Raw genomic sequence first — 16,453 nt, forward strand, 5'->3', positions numbered from 1 at the left:
TCACCCCATCAATTCAAAATGATACGAAGCAGCACTTAACGCGTATAACGGCGCCGTTTCTGTTCTTAAAATTCTTGGTCCTAAACTACATGGTACAAATTTATGTTCACGAAGCGCTGTAATCTCTTCCTCAGCTAAACCGCCTTCTGGGCCAAATACAATCAATAGCTTTTGACCTGGTTTCATCATCGTTAAAGCTTTCGCAAAATTAGATTTCTCGCCTTGTTTCGCTTCCTCTTCGTAAGCAACAAGGCAAACATCATACTCACCACTCATTGACAGCAATTGTTTAAACGATGCTGGGGTGTGTACTTCTGGAATTTCACTTCTATGTGATTGTTCCGCAGCTTCTTTCACAATTTTTCTTAAACGCTCAACTTTTTTATCAGCTTTTTTCGCATCCCATTTTACGATAGAGCGAGATGCTTGAAATGGTAAGAATGCAGCTGCCCCAAGCTCAGTTCCTTTTTGAAAAATTAACTCTAGCTTGTCTCCTTTCGGCAGTCCACTTGCAATCGTCACGAAAACAGGAAGTTCACTTGACGTCTCTACCCATTCTACAATAGCCGTATGAATAAATTCACTGGTAATTTCATCAATTGAACATACGGCTGTTTTTCCGTTTACACAGCAATAAATGTGATCACCAGCTGACATACGCATCACTCTTGCTATATGATGTACGTCATCACCTACAATGCGAATACTTGTCTCATTTACATATTTCTCTTCTACAAAATAACGTTGCATATAATCACCTTAGTAGAGTTTCGTTCCTTTCGTAAGCCAATACTTACGAAAAGAACGAAACGTTATCATTTTTCATATAACAAACGGCAAGTCCCTCACCTTATAGTGAGAGACTCCCCTTTTCATTATAGACTAAAATCTATATTACGCATTTCGTGCAATAATTGCTACCCAATCTTCCATTCGCAACACTTCTTCAATTGTAAATCCAGCTTTTTCTAGCGCTTCAGAAATTACTTTTTCCTTTGCAGCAATAATGCCCGATGTAATAAATAATCCGCCTGACTTCACAACTCTTGCTGCATCTTCAGGGAATAAAAGAATAATTTCTGCTAATAAGTTAGCTACGATTAAATCAACAGGACCTTCAATACCCTCTAAAAGACTATTTTGTCCAACAGTCACGATATCATCTGTTTTATTTAAACGTACATTCATTTCTGCACTTTCAACCGCAACCGGATCTAAATCATATGCTTGAACAGAAGACGCACCTAGTTTTGCTGCTGCAATACTCAGCACACCAGAACCTGTTCCTACATCAATGATTGTGTTACCTGGCTGTACTGTTTTTTCTAAAGCACGGATACACATCGTTGTTGTTGGATGAGTTCCTGTCCCAAACGCCATACCTGGATCTAATTCAATAATTTTTTCTTCCGGAGAAGATGGTGTATATTCTTCCCAAGTCGGTACAATTGTGAATGTATCAGAAATTTGTACTGGATGGTAATATTTTTTCCAAGCAGTAGCCCAATCTTCTTCATTGACTTCGTTAACGGTAATATTTCCAGTACCAATTTCGATGTCGTAAGATGGAAGCACATCAATAGATGATTTTACACCTGCAATTGTTTCATGTAAAGAATCCGTTTGCGGGAAATATGCTTTTATTAACACACCTTCTGCCGGATACTCATCTGGGTTCAATGCATAAATTTCACCATATTGTTGCTCGCGCTCTTTCGTCAACTCCGCTGGGTCCTCAATCGCAACTCCACTAGCACCAGCTTCATGTAAAATATGAGAGACAGCTTCTACTGCTTCTTCTGTTGTATGAATACTAATTTCTGACCATTTCACAATTTACCAACTCCATTTTTTATTTCCATTATTCCCCTTTGAAAGCACGTTTAAGCTTTCCGAATAAACTATCATCCTGCTCTTCTTGTCCTGCAAATTCACGCAATAAATCTTTTTGCTGTGAAGTTAATTTCGTCGGTACAACAACACGCACGACTACATATTGATCTCCTTGACCGTATCCACGTACGTTCGGAGCACCCTTTCCTTTTAGGCGGAATTCTGTTCCTGTTTGTGTTCCTGCTGGAATTTTCAGCTTCACTTTACCATGAACAGTAGGAACTTCTACTTCATCACCAAGTGCCATTTGCGCAAATGTTAATGGCATTTCGCAAATAATGTGATCTCCTTCGCGCTCAAAGAATTCATGATTTCTTACATGAACAACAACATATAAATCTCCTGCTGGGCCGCCATTTACGCCCGCTTCACCTTTTCCAGATACGCGGATTTGTTGACCATTATCGATACCTGCTGGAATTTTAACATTGATTTTTTTACGTTTACGAACTTTACCAGAACCGTGGCATGTCGTACATTTTTCTTTAATGATTTGCCCAGTTCCTGAACAATGACCGCAAGCTTGACGGTTTACGATACGACCAAATGGTGTATTTTGTTCTACACTTACTTGCCCTGATCCTGAGCAATGTTTACATGTTTCTTTTGAAGTTCCTGGTTTTGCCCCGCTACCTTTACAAGTATCACATGGATCTTCTACTGGAATCTCAACATTTAACTCTTTACCAAAAATAGCTTCTTCAAAATCTAAAGTGACTTGATATTGTAAGTCAGCACCTTGGCGCGGAGCATTTGGATCACGACGTCTGCCGCCACCGCCGCCAAAGAATGAACTAAAGATATCTTCAAAACCGAAGCCACCACCGAAGTCTCCTCCGCCGCCAAAGCCACCGAAGCCTTGATTAGCACCAGCATGACCAAATTGATCATATTGCGCACGCTTTTGATCGTCGCTTAATACTTCGTATGCTTCTTGTACTTCTTTAAACTTTTCAATTGCATTTTCTTCTTTACTTACGTCTGGATGGTATTTTTTAGCCAAACGACGATACGCTTTTTTTATTTCATCTTTTGAAGCACCCTTGCTAAGTCCAAGGACCTCATAATAATCTCGTTTACTCATAAATTTACAACCCCCGAATCTTTCACATAAACGTAATTTTAACACCGAAAGAAAGTGCTTTGCAACAAAGTTTCCTCACTTACAGTATGCAAAGTAAAAAACTTAAGACCCTCACACATTCCTTCTCATTCGTGAAAAAAGCCAAAGCCAAGGCACGCTTGACTTTGACTTTTTGTCATCTTACTTATTATGTTTAAAGTTGAATTACTTGTCTTCTTTTACTTCTTCAAACTCAGCGTCTACTACATTGTCTTTCTTCGCGCCAGCATCTTGTGCTCCTTGTGCACCTTCTGCTTGCCCTGCAGCTGCTTGAGCTTGCTCATATAGTTTAACAGTTAGTTGTTGTACGATTTCTTGTAAAGCGTCTTTTTTCGCACGGATTTCCTCAAGCTCGTTCTTCTCAATCGCAGCTTGTAATGCTTCTTTCGCTTCTGTTGCTTTTGCAACTTCAGCTGCATCTACTTTACCTTCTAAATCTTTTACAACTTTATCTGTTTGGAATACAAGTTGGTCAGCTTCGTTACGAAGTTCAACTTCTTCCTTACGTTTTTGGTCAGCGTCAGCGTTTGCTTCTGCTTCTTTTACCATACGATCTACTTCTTCATCAGAAAGACCTGAAGAAGATTGGATTGTAATAGCTTGTTCTTTGCTTGTTCCTAAATCTTTTGCACGTACGTTAACGATACCGTTCGCATCAATATCGAATGTTACTTCGATTTGTGGAATACCACGTGGTGCTGGTGGGATATCCGTTAATTGGAAACGTCCTAACGTTTTGTTGTCAGCTGACATTGGACGCTCACCTTGTAATACGTGAATGTCTACTGCTGGTTGGTTATCAGCAGCTGTTGAGAATACTTGTGATTTACTCGTTGGAATTGTAGTGTTACGCTCGATTAATTTCGTGAACACACCACCCATAGTTTCAATACCTAAAGAAAGTGGAGTTACATCTAATAATAGTACGCCTTCTACATCACCAGTAAGTACGCCACCTTGAACTGCAGCACCTAATGCTACAACTTCATCCGGGTTTACACCTTTATATGGTTCTTTACCAGTTTCACGTTTAATAGCTTCTTGTACAGCTGGGATACGAGTAGAACCACCTACAAGGATAACGCGATCTAATTCACTTGCAGATAGACCAGCATCTTTTAAAGCACGACGAGTTGGTTCTAATGTTCTTTCAACAAGGTTTGCTGAAAGCTCTTCGAATTTCGCTCTTGTTAATGTTAATTCTAAGTGTAATGGACCAGCAGCCCCAGCACTAATGAATGGCAATGAAATTTGTGTTTGTGTTACACCTGAAAGATCTTTTTTCGCTTTTTCAGCTGCATCTTTCAAACGTTGAAGTGCCATTTTATCTTGGCTTAAATCAATGTTATTTTCTTTTTTGAACTCAGCTACTAAGTGATCAATGATAACTTGGTCAAAGTCATCTCCACCAAGACGGTTGTCACCAGCAGTTGAAATAACTTCAAATGTTCCATCTGCTAACTCAAGGATAGATACGTCAAATGTACCGCCACCTAAGTCATATACTAAGATTTTTTGCTCTTCATCTTGTTTTTCTAAACCGTAAGCAAGCGCTGCTGCTGTTGGTTCGTTAATGATACGCTCAACTTCTAAACCAGCGATACGACCAGCATCTTTCGTTGCTTGACGCTCTGCATCGTTGAAGTATGCAGGTACTGTAATAACAGCTTTCGTTACTGTTTCACCTAAATATGCTTCAGCAGAAGCTTTTAAGTTTTGTAAAATGATTGCAGAAATTTCTTGAGGTGTATATTCTTTACCTTCAATTTCTACTTTGTAGTCTGTACCCATATGACGTTTAACAGACATGATTGTATTTGGGTTTGTAATTGCTTGACGCTTTGCTACTTCCCCAACTTGACGTTCTTCATTTTTGAAAGCTACAACAGAAGGTGTTGTACGGTTTCCTTCTGGATTTGGGATAACCTTTGGTTCTCCACCTTCCATAACAGCTACACAAGAGTTTGTTGTACCTAAGTCAATACCGATAATTTTACTCATGGCGAATCCTCCTACTTTTATGTAAATTATTGATTTACTTTTACCATCGATGGGCGAATTACACGGTCTTTTAATTTATAACCTTTTTGGAATTCTTCCACAACCGCATTTGATTCAAATTCGCTGTCTTCTACTTGCATAACAGCTTGGTGTTCATGAGGATCAAACTGTTTACCAACAGCTTCAATCGCTTCTACACCTTCTTTTGTCATCGCTTCTAACAATTGACGATATACCATTTCCATCCCTTGTAATAAGGACTTCATTTGCTCATCAGTTGCTTCCACTTGCATCGCTCTTTCAAAATTATCAAGAGCTGGCAAAATATCTGAAACAAGACTTTGTGCTCTATATTTTTCAGCAGCCTGTTTATCCATTTGAACACGACGCTTATAATTTTCAAAATCAGCTTGTAGACGTAGCATACGGCCTTCCGTTTCCGTCAGTTTCGCTTGCAATTCATCTACTTTTTCTTGTAAAAGAGCAGCCTCACTTTTTTCTTCAACAGTTTCTTCGCTGTCTTCAGATGTTACGGCTTCTTCAACTTGTGCTTCTTTTACTTCTTCTTTCACTTCTTCTACAACTTGTTCGTTACGCTCTTCCACAATTTTCACCTCCTTAAAAGGTATTAGGTATCATGCATAGCATGATTACCTAAGTATAGTTATATATTACACACAGTGATGTATTGCTTATCACTTGAGCGAATGTATTCTTCTTTATTCTTTATTTTTTTAGTCCATCTGTAATTTGCCTTGTAAATAACTGCAACAAACTAATTACACGAGAGTATTGCATTCTCGTTGGACCTAAAATTGCAATTGTTCCAAGTTGTTCTTCTCCAATCGAATATGTTGCAGAAATCAAACTACAATCTTCCATGGCTGTCGCAGAGTTTTCCCTACCAATTTTCACTTGAATACCAACTTGTTTATGACGCAAAATATCATAAAACTCAGCTTCGTTATCAATCATGGTAAGTAAAGATCTAACTTTTTGAATGTCATGAAACTCTGGTTGCGAAAGCATATTTGCCTTCCCTCCAAAGTATATCTTTTCCGATAACGGAACTTGAAATGTACCATCCAATATTTTTATTGCACTATCGTAATTATGAACATACCCACGCAATACCGTAACAATCTCCTTAAAGATTTTATTATGGAGTTCCGACATTGGTACGCCCGATAGCTTTTCATTTAAAATATTAACCATTTTTTCTAAATCTGATAAATCAACAGATTCCGGAACGGTAATCGTTTTGCTTTGTACATGCCCTGTATCCGTTACAATAATAGCGACTGCGGTTTGACGATCAAGCGGAACAATTTGTACGTTTTTAAGTTTATTTGTGCTTAACTTCGGTCCAAGAACAATGGCCGTATAATTTGTAAGCTCTGATAAAATTTGAGCCGATTGCTGTGCAATCTTTTCCGCTTCAAAAATTCTTTCAGCAAATAAATCTTTAATTTGTACAATTTCATCGTTCGGTAAATTTTGCGGCGCTAAAAGATGGTCTACATAAAATCGGTATCCTTTTTCAGAAGGAACACGTCCAGAAGAACTGTGCGTTTTCTCAATAAATCCTAGTTCTTCTAAATCAGCCATTTCATTTCGTATAGTAGCTGAACTAAACGTAATTTCATCTTTTTTAGCCAACGTTCTTGACCCAACAGGTTGCGCTGATCCAATAAAGTCATCAATAATTGTTTGTAAAATTAAGAGCTGACGTTCCGTAAGCATCTCATCATCACCTCTGTTAGCACTCTTTGTCTTCGAGTGCTAAATCTATTAATAACTTACCAAAATTGACATTCAATTGTCAACGGAAACGTCACGAAATAATGAAACTTTTTCACGTTAATGGAACATTTAATTAGTCAATCAAAAATGATTGGAATACTTCATTCCCTAATAATTTTCCTTTTCGCGTTAAACGAACATATCCATCGCTCTCTTCAAGCAATCCTTGTTCTTGGTTGTTTTGTAACTGCTTCGCGAAAACTTGATCCATTTCCATATTAAATTTCTTTTGAAACGCTATTTTAGATACACCTTTTGTTTTTCGGAGTCCTAAGAACAATTCTTCTTCCATTTTTTCTTTCTCCGTCACCACGTGAACATCTAAATACGGAAATCCGGTTTCATCGATTTTATTGAAATATTGCTTGAGCGGCCCTACATTTTGGATACGTTCTCCATTTACATAACTATGCGCTCCAGCTCCAAATCCATAATACTCTTCATTATTCCAGTATGTGAGATTATGTCTACTTTCATTATTACCTTTTGAAAAATTACTAATTTCATACTGGGTATAGCCATGTTTCTCCATTTCATCCATTACCATTTCGTACATTTTCGCTTCATGGTCTTCACCTGGAAGTCTTAATTTCCCTTTATTCATTAAGTTATAAAATACTGTTTTCGGTTCCACAATTAATGAATATGCCGAGAAATGTTGTACACCAAGCGTAAAAGCAATGTCTAATGTTTCTTTTACATCTTCTATCGTCTGTCCTGGCAGAGCATAAATAATATCTACATTTATATTTTTAAAGCCTACTTCCTGCGCTTCTCTAATTGCTACAAACGCATCTTCTCTCGTATGCTTACGTCCAATTTTCTCAAGCAATTCATCTCGAAATGTTTGCACCCCAAAACTAATTCGGTTCACTCCACCTTCTAGCAATACATTTAATTTCTCTTTCGGCAAATCACCTGGATTCGCTTCAAATGTTAATTCACAATTCGGGGCAAACGGACGTAAACGACGATTTATAATATTTAATAATTTCTTTGTCTGTTCCATATTTAATGCTGTTGGAGTTCCCCCGCCAACAAAAATCGTTTTTATACTATCAAACGGTACCTTTTGAACTGTATTTATTATTTCTTTCTCTAAATACTCTAAATATTGATCGACCGGCTGGCGTTCAATAAACACTTTATTAAAATCACAATAGTGACAAATATGCTGACAAAACGGAATATGAATATATGCAGCTTGCACCAAAAATAACTCCTACCTTTCTAAAAAGAAAACCTCCACGCTCGGGAGGCTTCTTTTACTTCTCTAACGTATTACGAATTTGTTCCATTCGCATTTTTCCCCAATCATACATCATTTCAACGATTGGTAAAAGCGACATGCCTAATTCCGTCATATAATATTCCACTCGCGGTGGAATTTCTGGGTATACTGTTCGATCAACAATCCCATCTTCCATTAACTCTTTTAATTGGTTTGATAAAACTTTATGAGAAATGCTCGGAAATAATCGCTGTAATTCACTAAAACGATGAGGCCCTTCCACACCAAGATGCCACAATATCACAACTTTCCACTTTCCACTAATAATAGAAAGTGTCAATTCCTTTTCACAATTAAAATTGCCATTTTGTATTTTTTCTTGAATATCTTTTCGAATATTTTCGGACATTAACAAACTCCTAACTTTATATGAACTAAAAAGCTCTCTCACTATTGTAAATGAGAGCTACTCGGATGTCTAAAAAGTAATTATACGTAAAAAAGAAGCCGCATAAACGACTTCTTTTTTCATTCCAACTATTAGTTGTCATCCATTTTCAGTACAGCCATGAATGCTTCTTGCGGTACTTCTACAGAACCAACAGACTTCATACGTTTTTTACCTTCTTTTTGCTTATCAAGAAGTTTACGCTTACGAGAAATGTCACCACCGTAACATTTCGCAAGTACGTTTTTACGCATCGCTTTAATTGTAGAACGCGCTACAACTTTGTTTCCGATCGTCGCTTGAATTGGCACTTCGAACTGCTGTCTTGGAATTAATTCTTTTAATTTTTCTACGATTACTTTACCACGGTCATACGCTGAATCACGGTGTACGATAAATGATAGAGCATCGACTTGCTCAGAATTTAAAAGAATATCCATTTTCACAAGTTTAGATGGCTTGTAACCAATTAACTCATAATCAAATGATGCATATCCTTTCGTATTTGATTTCAACTGATCGAAGAAGTCATATACGATTTCTGATAATGGGATTTCATATGTCAAAGTAACACGCGTTTCATCTAAATATTGCATATCAATAAACGTTCCGCGTTTACCTTGGCAAATTTCCATTACAGCTCCAACATAGTCATTCGGAACCATAATTGCTGCTTTAACAAATGGCTCTTCAACACGATCAATTGTCTGTGGATCCGGCATATTAGACGGGTTATCGACAATCATGTCTTCACCATTCGTTAAGAATACTTTATAAATAACACTTGGCGCTGTTGTAATTAAATCAATTTTAAATTCACGTTCAATACGCTCTTGAATGATTTCCATATGAAGAAGTCCTAAGAATCCACAACGGAAACCAAATCCTAGCGCTTGAGATGTTTCTGGCTCAAACTCAAGAGCAGAATCGTTTAATTCTAATTTCTCTAGCGCATCACGTAAGTCGTTGTAACGTGCAGAGTCAATCGGGTACAGACCACAGAATACCATTGGATTTAATTTACGGTAACCAGGTAATGGCTCAGCTGCTGGACGTTTCGCATGTGTAATCGTATCACCAACGCGTGTGTCACCAACATTTTTAATCGATGCTGCTAAGAAACCTACATCACCTACTGTTAACTCATCACGTTGCGTAGTTTTCGGTGTAAACACACCTACTTCTGTTACTTCAAATTCTTTTCCAGTTGCCATCATACGTACTTTATCGCCAACTTTTACCGTTCCATTTACAACACGGATATAAGCAATTACACCGCGGTATGGATCATATAAAGAGTCAAAGATCATACATTGTAACGGTTCTTCTGAATCACCTGTTGGTGCTGGCACTTTTTCAACGATTTGTTCTAAAATCTCTTCGATACCAATCCCAGCTTTTGCCGAAGCAAGTACAGCTTCTGATGCATCTAACCCAATTACATCTTCCACCTCTTGGCGTACACGCTCTGGGTCTGCACTTGGTAAATCGATTTTATTAATAACCGGTAAAATTTCTAAATTGTTATCAAGCGCTAAGTATACGTTCGCTAACGTTTGCGCTTCAATACCTTGCGCTGCATCTACTACAAGAATTGCACCTTCACAAGCCGCTAAACTACGAGATACTTCGTACGTAAAGTCGACGTGTCCTGGTGTATCAATTAAGTGAAGAATATATTCTTCGCCGTCTTTTGCTTTATAGTTTAATTGTACTGCGTTTAATTTAATTGTAATACCACGCTCACGCTCTAAATCCATAGAGTCAAGCAACTGAGCTTTCATTTCACGTTGTGTTAACGCGTTTGTTTTCTCTAAAATACGGTCTGCTAACGTTGACTTTCCGTGGTCAATATGAGCAATGATAGAGAAATTACGAATTTTGGACTGTCTTTTTGCTCTTTCTTCTTTGTTCATCTATGTTCTCAACTCCTAATAGTCTCGCCAATATACACTAGCACTGATTATATCAATAGAGCAGCAAAGATTCAATGAAAACTCGTGCTGCTTACAATACAAATCATTCTATTTATATCTTATGCGAACAAACCATAAGAGACAAACCTTTTTCAAATTAAAGAACGGCTGTCTTACAAACCTGTAAAACAACCGTCCTCCGTTTGACTCTTAACTAAAAATCCCTTTTACTTTCCCAACAACTATATCTGTTCCAAACTTTGTTATTTCATAGGCAACGCTTGCTATCGCCATACCCATTCCTTCTACAATATTAAAACTTTTTAAGCTTTCTAATTGTTTTTGTTTTTCAGTAGCGGAAAACGAACCTTCCAAAGTTTCTGATTCAGTGGCCTCACCTTTTGTTCCTGTCATATGAGCGATTTGTTCATACGACATTTGCTGATAACCTTTCATACTTTTCAACCCATGATTTGCAAGTGCCACCCCTGCTATTACCATAAGTAAGCATATAGCCGCACTACATATACATAAAAGCGAAAAGCGGCTTACATGATTATCATCTCTTCTCATCAATGTGTATATGCTCCTGTATTATCTTGATCAATTTGATGATGCAGCGCTGCATTTAAACCACTTGCTATTACATTTGCCATATCCTCTATGAAGGCATCCACTTCTTTCGGAGTCACCATTAAATTGTGACCAAGAGGAGATAACACTTCATAAATTAATTTTCTTTTCTCTTCATCTTCCAGTGTACCTACAGCACCTAAAAACATATTTCGGCTTTTTTCATCCGGCATATCCTCTTCTGTTAATTTTTTCTTTTCTCCAAATGTAAAACCAGCTGGCAACAAAGATCGGGAAGGTTTGTTTCCCTCTTTTATCTCTCGGCCAAAATGTTTCAAAATAAAATCAATTGTATCGCTTGTAATCGAAACGGCATCCACCACAGTCGGAACACCAATTGCGATAACAGGAATACCTAATGTTTCTTTACTGAGTTCCTTACGTTTATTCCCAACACCCGATCCAGGATGAATTCCTGTATCAGAAATTTGTATCGTACTATTTACCCTTTCAATAGAACGAGCAGCTAATGCATCAATTGCAATGACAAAGTCTGGCTTTGTCTTCTCAATGATTCCATAAATGACATCGCTCGTTTCAATTCCTGTAATCCCCATTACCCCGGGCCGAATTGCACTAACAGGCCTAAAGCCTTCTTCTACACTTTCAGGCTGCAATTGAAATAAATGTCTCGTTACCAATACATTTTCTACAACTATCGGTCCAAGCGCATCTGGTGTTACATTCCAATTCCCAAGACCAACAATTAAACAGCTCGCTTCTTTCGTAACGCCAACCTCTTCTAAGAAATACGAAAATTCTTTTGCAAAAATACGCTCTACTTTTTGTTGCAGCTCCGTATCTTGTTGACGTATACCTTGTACTTCAAGCGTTAAATAATTTCCAGGTTTTTTACCCATCGATTCCGAGGCAACTTCATCAATCGTTACTTTTGTAATGGTAATACCTTCTTCTTCCCTCTCTTTTACAACAACTCCTTGTATCCCTTGTTGCTCTTCTTGGCGCTCTTGCAGCATTTGATGTGCCTCTACAGCAAGGTCCGTTCTAACACTATATTTACTTAAATCTAGTGGTTCTTTCATCGTATCTCCTCCGTCATTCATAGTAAATATCGTTAGATTTCCCAAAGTTATATAAGGTCATTCTTTCCTTTACGTGAAATTTCATGGATATACTATTGCAATTCTCTTCACCGTTTGATAGAATATCACTTGTTCTATGTTAAGAATCGAGTCATTCGATTGCACCAGGGAGGTGAAAAGTATGGCAAACATCAAATCTGCTATCAAACGCGCTAAACTTAGCGAAGAGCGTCGTGCACATAACGCTTCTATCAAGTCTGACATGCGTTCTGCTGTTAAAACTGTAGAAGCTTTAGTTACTAATAACGATCTTGAAAATGCTAAAGAAGCTTTCAAAACTGCTTCTAAAAAACTTGACAAAGCAGCTCGTAAAGGTCTTATCCACCAAAACGCTGCAGCTCGTCAAAAATCTCGCTTAGCGAAACAAGTAAACGCGTAAGGCGTTTAAAAAACGATCCATTCGGATCGTTTTTTTATATACAAAAAAGTTCACGCTCTTAGCACGTGAACTTTTTTTGTTTCATCACATATGATTTAACCGCATTAAGAAAAACTCGAGCACAAGTTTTTTATCCATTTTTCCCGTTTTCATACTATAATCAGCTTCCGCTAATTCCATTATCACTTTTTTTAATGCTTCAAAAGAGAAAAACTTCGTTTGATTCATCGCTAATTTTACACGATATGGATGCACACCAATATGAGACGCGATTTGATTTTGGCCGTAACCACGCTGCTGTAACTCTTTCACTTGATGCAGTAAACGGAATTGACTTACTAATAACGCAAGCAATTTAATAGGTTCCTCCTGCTGCGTAAATAATCCATCCAAAATTTGCATCGCACCCGCGATATCTTTTTTCACCACTTTTTCTGTCAAAGCAAACACATTTTGTTCAACTGATTTTGGTACAAGCTCTGCAACGAGTTTTGGTGTAATCTCTCCGCCCATACCGACGTATAACGTTAACTTGTCCATTTCCTTCGCCAACATTGTTACATTACTTCCCACAAGCTCTAACAACAAACTAACAGCCGCATGATCAATATGCACATGTACTTCATCCGCCCGAGCAACAATCCACTTCTGAACATCCTGCACTTGCATTGCATTCGCTTCTACTACATCCGCTGTTTTCTTTAATAGTTTTGTAATTTTTTTTCGTTCATCCAGCTTTTCGTAAGGCGCAACAAAAACAAGAATAGAAAAGGGAGAAGGTTCCCCGATATATTCTTCTAAAATTTTTATATTTTGTTCCAATTTTTCTTTTTGTGAAGTTAAAAAGAGTGGTGATTTTATTAATAACACTTTACGTTCTCCGAAAAAAGGAAGTGTACGTGCATCTTCAACCACATCTTCTAAATACGCTTCTTCTAAATCATATGTAACAACATTAAACTCGCGATCTTCCTCTTCAAGCGCTTCTGTTGTAATAAGCTTTATCGTTTCATTTATAAAAAACGCTTCCGTTCCATACAGTAAATATAACGGAGCAAACTGCTTCTTTTTAATCTTTTTATGTATATCACTCATACTTTTTCCTACTCCCTAACTTGGCAATATATATTTATACTAATGCCCTAGCTTTTGTTTTACAAGTACAAAGGAACAGGCAATATAACCCGTCCCTTTATTTATATTAAACGCCACGCAATAAGCCCCGGGTTTCTTATTGGTGTGCGGTAATCACCTTCCCTTTATTATTCGCAATAAAAATTCGAGTATAAGTGCCAACTGTTAACATGCTTGGAAACAAAAATTCACATTACTTCATGATCTAAAAGTAGTAAAAACGCTCTATTTCTCCTCACATGGAAATTGTAGATTTTTTTCTGACAATATTTTATACTAAAGTGGAATGTTGGGGAGGGATTCTAAATGAATGATTTTGAACAAAACGTTCAAAGTAAACGCAATGACGCTATTGATTCAGGGGTAGGATTTATCGTCTCATTTGGTTTTTTCGCAACACTTTTCATCATTGCAACTGTTATTAAATTTATCGGTTCTTAAAGACTGCTGCTTACTGGCAGTCTTTTTTATCTATTATGTGTTTCATCATATGTGATTTTGCTGCGAAAGGTTCCGTTTTCCCCTTTAAAAACATAGGAGATAGCCCCTTGCTTATCCGTACGCCATATTTCAATCCCCCTCTTCTCAAAACGCTCTATAACGTCCTTATGAGGGTGCCCATACCTATTACGCTCACCGGCAGAAATAACGGCTATATTAGGCTGTACGACGCTCAGAAAAGTTGTTGTAGATGAAGTATTACTCCCATGATGAGCAACCTTTAAAACATCCGCTCGCAACTCTGGATACGTAGCTACTAAAAACTTCTCACCTTCTTCTTCTAAATCACCTGTAAACAACCACGTTAGTCCTCCTAATTTTGCCAACATTACAATTGAAGCGTTATTTTCACTGCTCTTCTTCCCTGTTGGCGCTAATACGAAAAATTCCGCTCCATTTATGCTCCAACTTTCTCCTTCTCTCACTTCTCTTATTTTCACTTCCTTTTCTAAAGCCTGTTTCTTTACTATTTTTTCTAATTCCGCATCTTGTTCCTTTCGGCCAAATACAACTTCTTTTACGGTTATATTTGATAACAACTCTTGTGCAGCACCTATATGGTCCGCATCTCCATGCGTTATAATTAATTTATCGATCTTTTTAATACCTTCCTTTTGTAAATAAGGAATCAAAATATCATTTCCGACAGAAAATTCATGCTTTTTACGTTGCCATTCTTCCTTGTTTGGACGAATTGTTCCACCAGTATCAATAAGGTAAATCTCTTGATCATACGGGAGGCGAATTAATATTGCATCTCCCTGTCCAACATCGAGAAAGGTAACACTCCCACTTTCTCGAAAATACGGATATACATAATGGCATGTACTAATAAAAAGAAATACACCCGCAGATATAAACAGAATCCCCTTCGTCATTCGCCTTTCCCAAACCATCAATATACTAATAATACTCACGCAATATAGGGCTACAAGAAGTATAGGTGTTTGTCCGAAATTAAGACGGGTAAATGGTAAGTTTTCGCAATAACTTAAAAAATCATTAGAAAGATTCAAACCTATTGATAATACATTCCCAAGCCTTTTTGCCAGAAACGGAATGATCGGTATACATATCAAAATAACAATACTGCACGGCAATACAACGAGAGATAAAAACGGAACGTATAGGATATTTAAGAAAATACTATATGGAGAAAAATAACCGAAGTGATATAACAAAATCGGAGTACTAACGAGCTGTGAAATAAGAGAAATATAAATAGAATTTCGAATTACTCCATTACCACTCTCTAGTAAAAGCGGGGCAGATAAAAGTAAAGCAAAACTACCGACGAAAGAAAACTGAAAACCAATATTAAACACGAGATATGGATCAAATATAAGCATACATATAGCTGTTATACTTAAAGCATCTAAGCTAGATAAACGAATAGAACACATAAAAGCAATTAACATGAAAACTCCTGTTATAGAAGCTCTTATAACAGATGGTGACGCTCCTGCTAAAATCATATATAGAGGAATGCAGAAGATAAGACATACTGTCGCTACCTCCCTTGTCACACCGCTTCTTAGCAAAATAAAATACACGATTACCATTAACAATACGATATGCGATCCTGAAATCGCCAACAAATGCACGAGACCGAATTGTTGATATTGCTCTTCAACTTCAAATGTCATTTGTTGTCTATCACCAAATACTAATGCATTCATAAAAGCACCTGATTGTTCTGGAAACATTTCTGTAACTTCTGAGATTGCTTGTTGCCTCAAAAGAAGAATCCACTGCACCAGTGACAACGATATTTTATGGCATTCAGAAATATATGTAGCGTCCAATATGAAATGAATATTTTGCTTATATAAATAATCACGATAATTAAAACCATGAAAATTCCGAGCTATTTGTGGTTCTTTCCTCTCACCTTCGAATACACATGATACTCCTGCATGTAATTGTCGCATTTGTTTCTTTTCCGAGGCTGATTTCATTTTGTAACTTAACTGCACTATATTTTTATTCTGATCTTCAACTTGAAATGAGAGGCGATCGCCGTTAATAAGAGGTGTAGTATGTATCACTCCTCTTGTAGCTTCATAGGACTCTCTCAGAGGCTTGTTTTGCCCTTGAACATACGCGGTGTACATAGCGCCACTAAAACACGCTATCATACAATAAAAGAAGGTTTTACGCGAAGTACGATATAAACAAAAGAAAACATATACAACGAGACAACAAGTTAGCCATACAACTGAAGAGGAGAAGGCAATTGCAATCCCAATTATAAATGAGATTGCAACATAGCCCCATTGTCCTTGCAA

15 protein-coding genes are annotated in these 16,453 nt (G+C 37.4%); 2 read left to right on the plus strand and 13 right to left on the minus strand.

What is annotated here, in order from left to right:
* The 11 genes from ACTFR9_RS13980 to gpr form a co-directional block, all read right to left on the minus strand.
* Positions 1–750 carry a 16S rRNA (uracil(1498)-N(3))-methyltransferase gene (locus tag ACTFR9_RS13980; RefSeq protein ID WP_001190152.1) on the minus strand — a complete coding sequence of 250 codons (750 nt, stop codon included), beginning with the start codon at positions 748–750 and terminating at the stop codon, positions 1–3.
* A 144-nt stretch (positions 751–894) separates the two neighbouring features.
* Complete coding sequence (gene prmA, locus ACTFR9_RS13985) at positions 895–1,833, minus strand: 50S ribosomal protein L11 methyltransferase (protein WP_000872108.1); 939 nt, start codon at positions 1,831–1,833, stop codon at positions 895–897.
* A gap of 28 nt (positions 1,834–1,861) precedes the next feature.
* Positions 1,862–2,977, minus strand: a complete 1,116-nt coding sequence (dnaJ, locus tag ACTFR9_RS13990; protein ID WP_000043935.1) for a chaperone protein DnaJ — start codon at positions 2,975–2,977, stop codon at positions 1,862–1,864.
* Positions 2,978–3,181: 204 nt separating this feature from the next.
* A complete protein-coding gene (gene dnaK / locus ACTFR9_RS13995; protein ID WP_000034690.1) occupies positions 3,182–5,017 on the minus strand; it encodes a chaperone protein DnaK in 1,836 nt (611 codons plus the stop codon).
* 26 nt (positions 5,018–5,043) lie between these two features.
* Complete coding sequence (gene grpE, locus ACTFR9_RS14000) at positions 5,044–5,622, minus strand: nucleotide exchange factor GrpE (protein WP_000392720.1); 579 nt, start codon at positions 5,620–5,622, stop codon at positions 5,044–5,046.
* Between the two features lie 121 nt (positions 5,623–5,743).
* On the minus strand, positions 5,744–6,760 hold the full coding sequence (gene hrcA, locus ACTFR9_RS14005) for a heat-inducible transcriptional repressor HrcA (RefSeq protein ID WP_000954950.1): 1,017 nt from the start codon (positions 6,758–6,760) through the stop codon (positions 5,744–5,746).
* 133 nt (positions 6,761–6,893) lie between these two features.
* Positions 6,894–8,033, minus strand: a complete 1,140-nt coding sequence (hemW, locus tag ACTFR9_RS14010; protein ID WP_074533335.1) for a radical SAM family heme chaperone HemW — start codon at positions 8,031–8,033, stop codon at positions 6,894–6,896.
* Between the two features lie 52 nt (positions 8,034–8,085).
* Positions 8,086–8,460: a winged helix-turn-helix transcriptional regulator gene (locus ACTFR9_RS14015; RefSeq protein WP_001293546.1), complete on the minus strand. Its 375-nt coding sequence runs from the start codon at positions 8,458–8,460 to the stop codon at positions 8,086–8,088.
* Between the two features lie 131 nt (positions 8,461–8,591).
* Entirely contained in the window at positions 8,592–10,415 is a 1,824-nt protein-coding gene (gene lepA, locus ACTFR9_RS14020) for an elongation factor 4 (protein ID WP_001030957.1), read from the minus strand.
* 210 nt (positions 10,416–10,625) lie between these two features.
* Complete coding sequence (locus ACTFR9_RS14025) at positions 10,626–10,988, minus strand: YqxA family protein (protein ID WP_048557587.1); 363 nt, start codon at positions 10,986–10,988, stop codon at positions 10,626–10,628.
* Entirely contained in the window at positions 10,988–12,091 is a 1,104-nt protein-coding gene (gpr, locus tag ACTFR9_RS14030) for a GPR endopeptidase (protein WP_048557586.1), read from the minus strand. The genes ACTFR9_RS14025 and gpr overlap by 1 nt, the downstream gene beginning before the upstream one ends.
* Positions 12,092–12,272: 181 nt before the next feature.
* Here gpr and rpsT point away from each other — a divergent pair, with 181 nt between their 5' ends.
* Positions 12,273–12,530, plus strand: coding sequence for a 30S ribosomal protein S20 (gene rpsT / locus ACTFR9_RS14035; protein ID WP_001274011.1), 258 nt, complete (start codon positions 12,273–12,275; stop codon positions 12,528–12,530).
* Positions 12,531–12,614: 84 nt separating this feature from the next.
* Here rpsT and holA read toward each other — a convergent pair whose 3' ends face one another.
* Complete coding sequence (gene holA / locus ACTFR9_RS14040) at positions 12,615–13,625, minus strand: DNA polymerase III subunit delta (RefSeq protein ID WP_001279919.1); 1,011 nt, start codon at positions 13,623–13,625, stop codon at positions 12,615–12,617.
* 345 nt (positions 13,626–13,970) lie between these two features.
* Here holA and ACTFR9_RS14045 point away from each other — a divergent pair, with 345 nt between their 5' ends.
* Positions 13,971–14,105 (plus strand): YqzM family protein, encoded by a 135-nt coding sequence (locus ACTFR9_RS14045; RefSeq protein WP_000997609.1) that lies wholly within the window; start codon positions 13,971–13,973, stop codon positions 14,103–14,105.
* 26 nt (positions 14,106–14,131) lie between these two features.
* Here the strand turns inward: ACTFR9_RS14045 and ACTFR9_RS14050 are convergent, their stop codons facing one another.
* Complete coding sequence (locus ACTFR9_RS14050; protein ID WP_001162024.1) at positions 14,132–16,453, minus strand: DNA internalization-related competence protein ComEC/Rec2; 2,322 nt, start codon at positions 16,451–16,453, stop codon at positions 14,132–14,134.

Origin of the sequence: Bacillus cereus group sp. MYBK222-1 (assembly GCF_051916425.1) — a bacterium.
Lineage (GTDB): Bacteria > Bacillota > Bacilli > Bacillales > Bacillaceae_G > Bacillus_A > Bacillus_A paranthracis.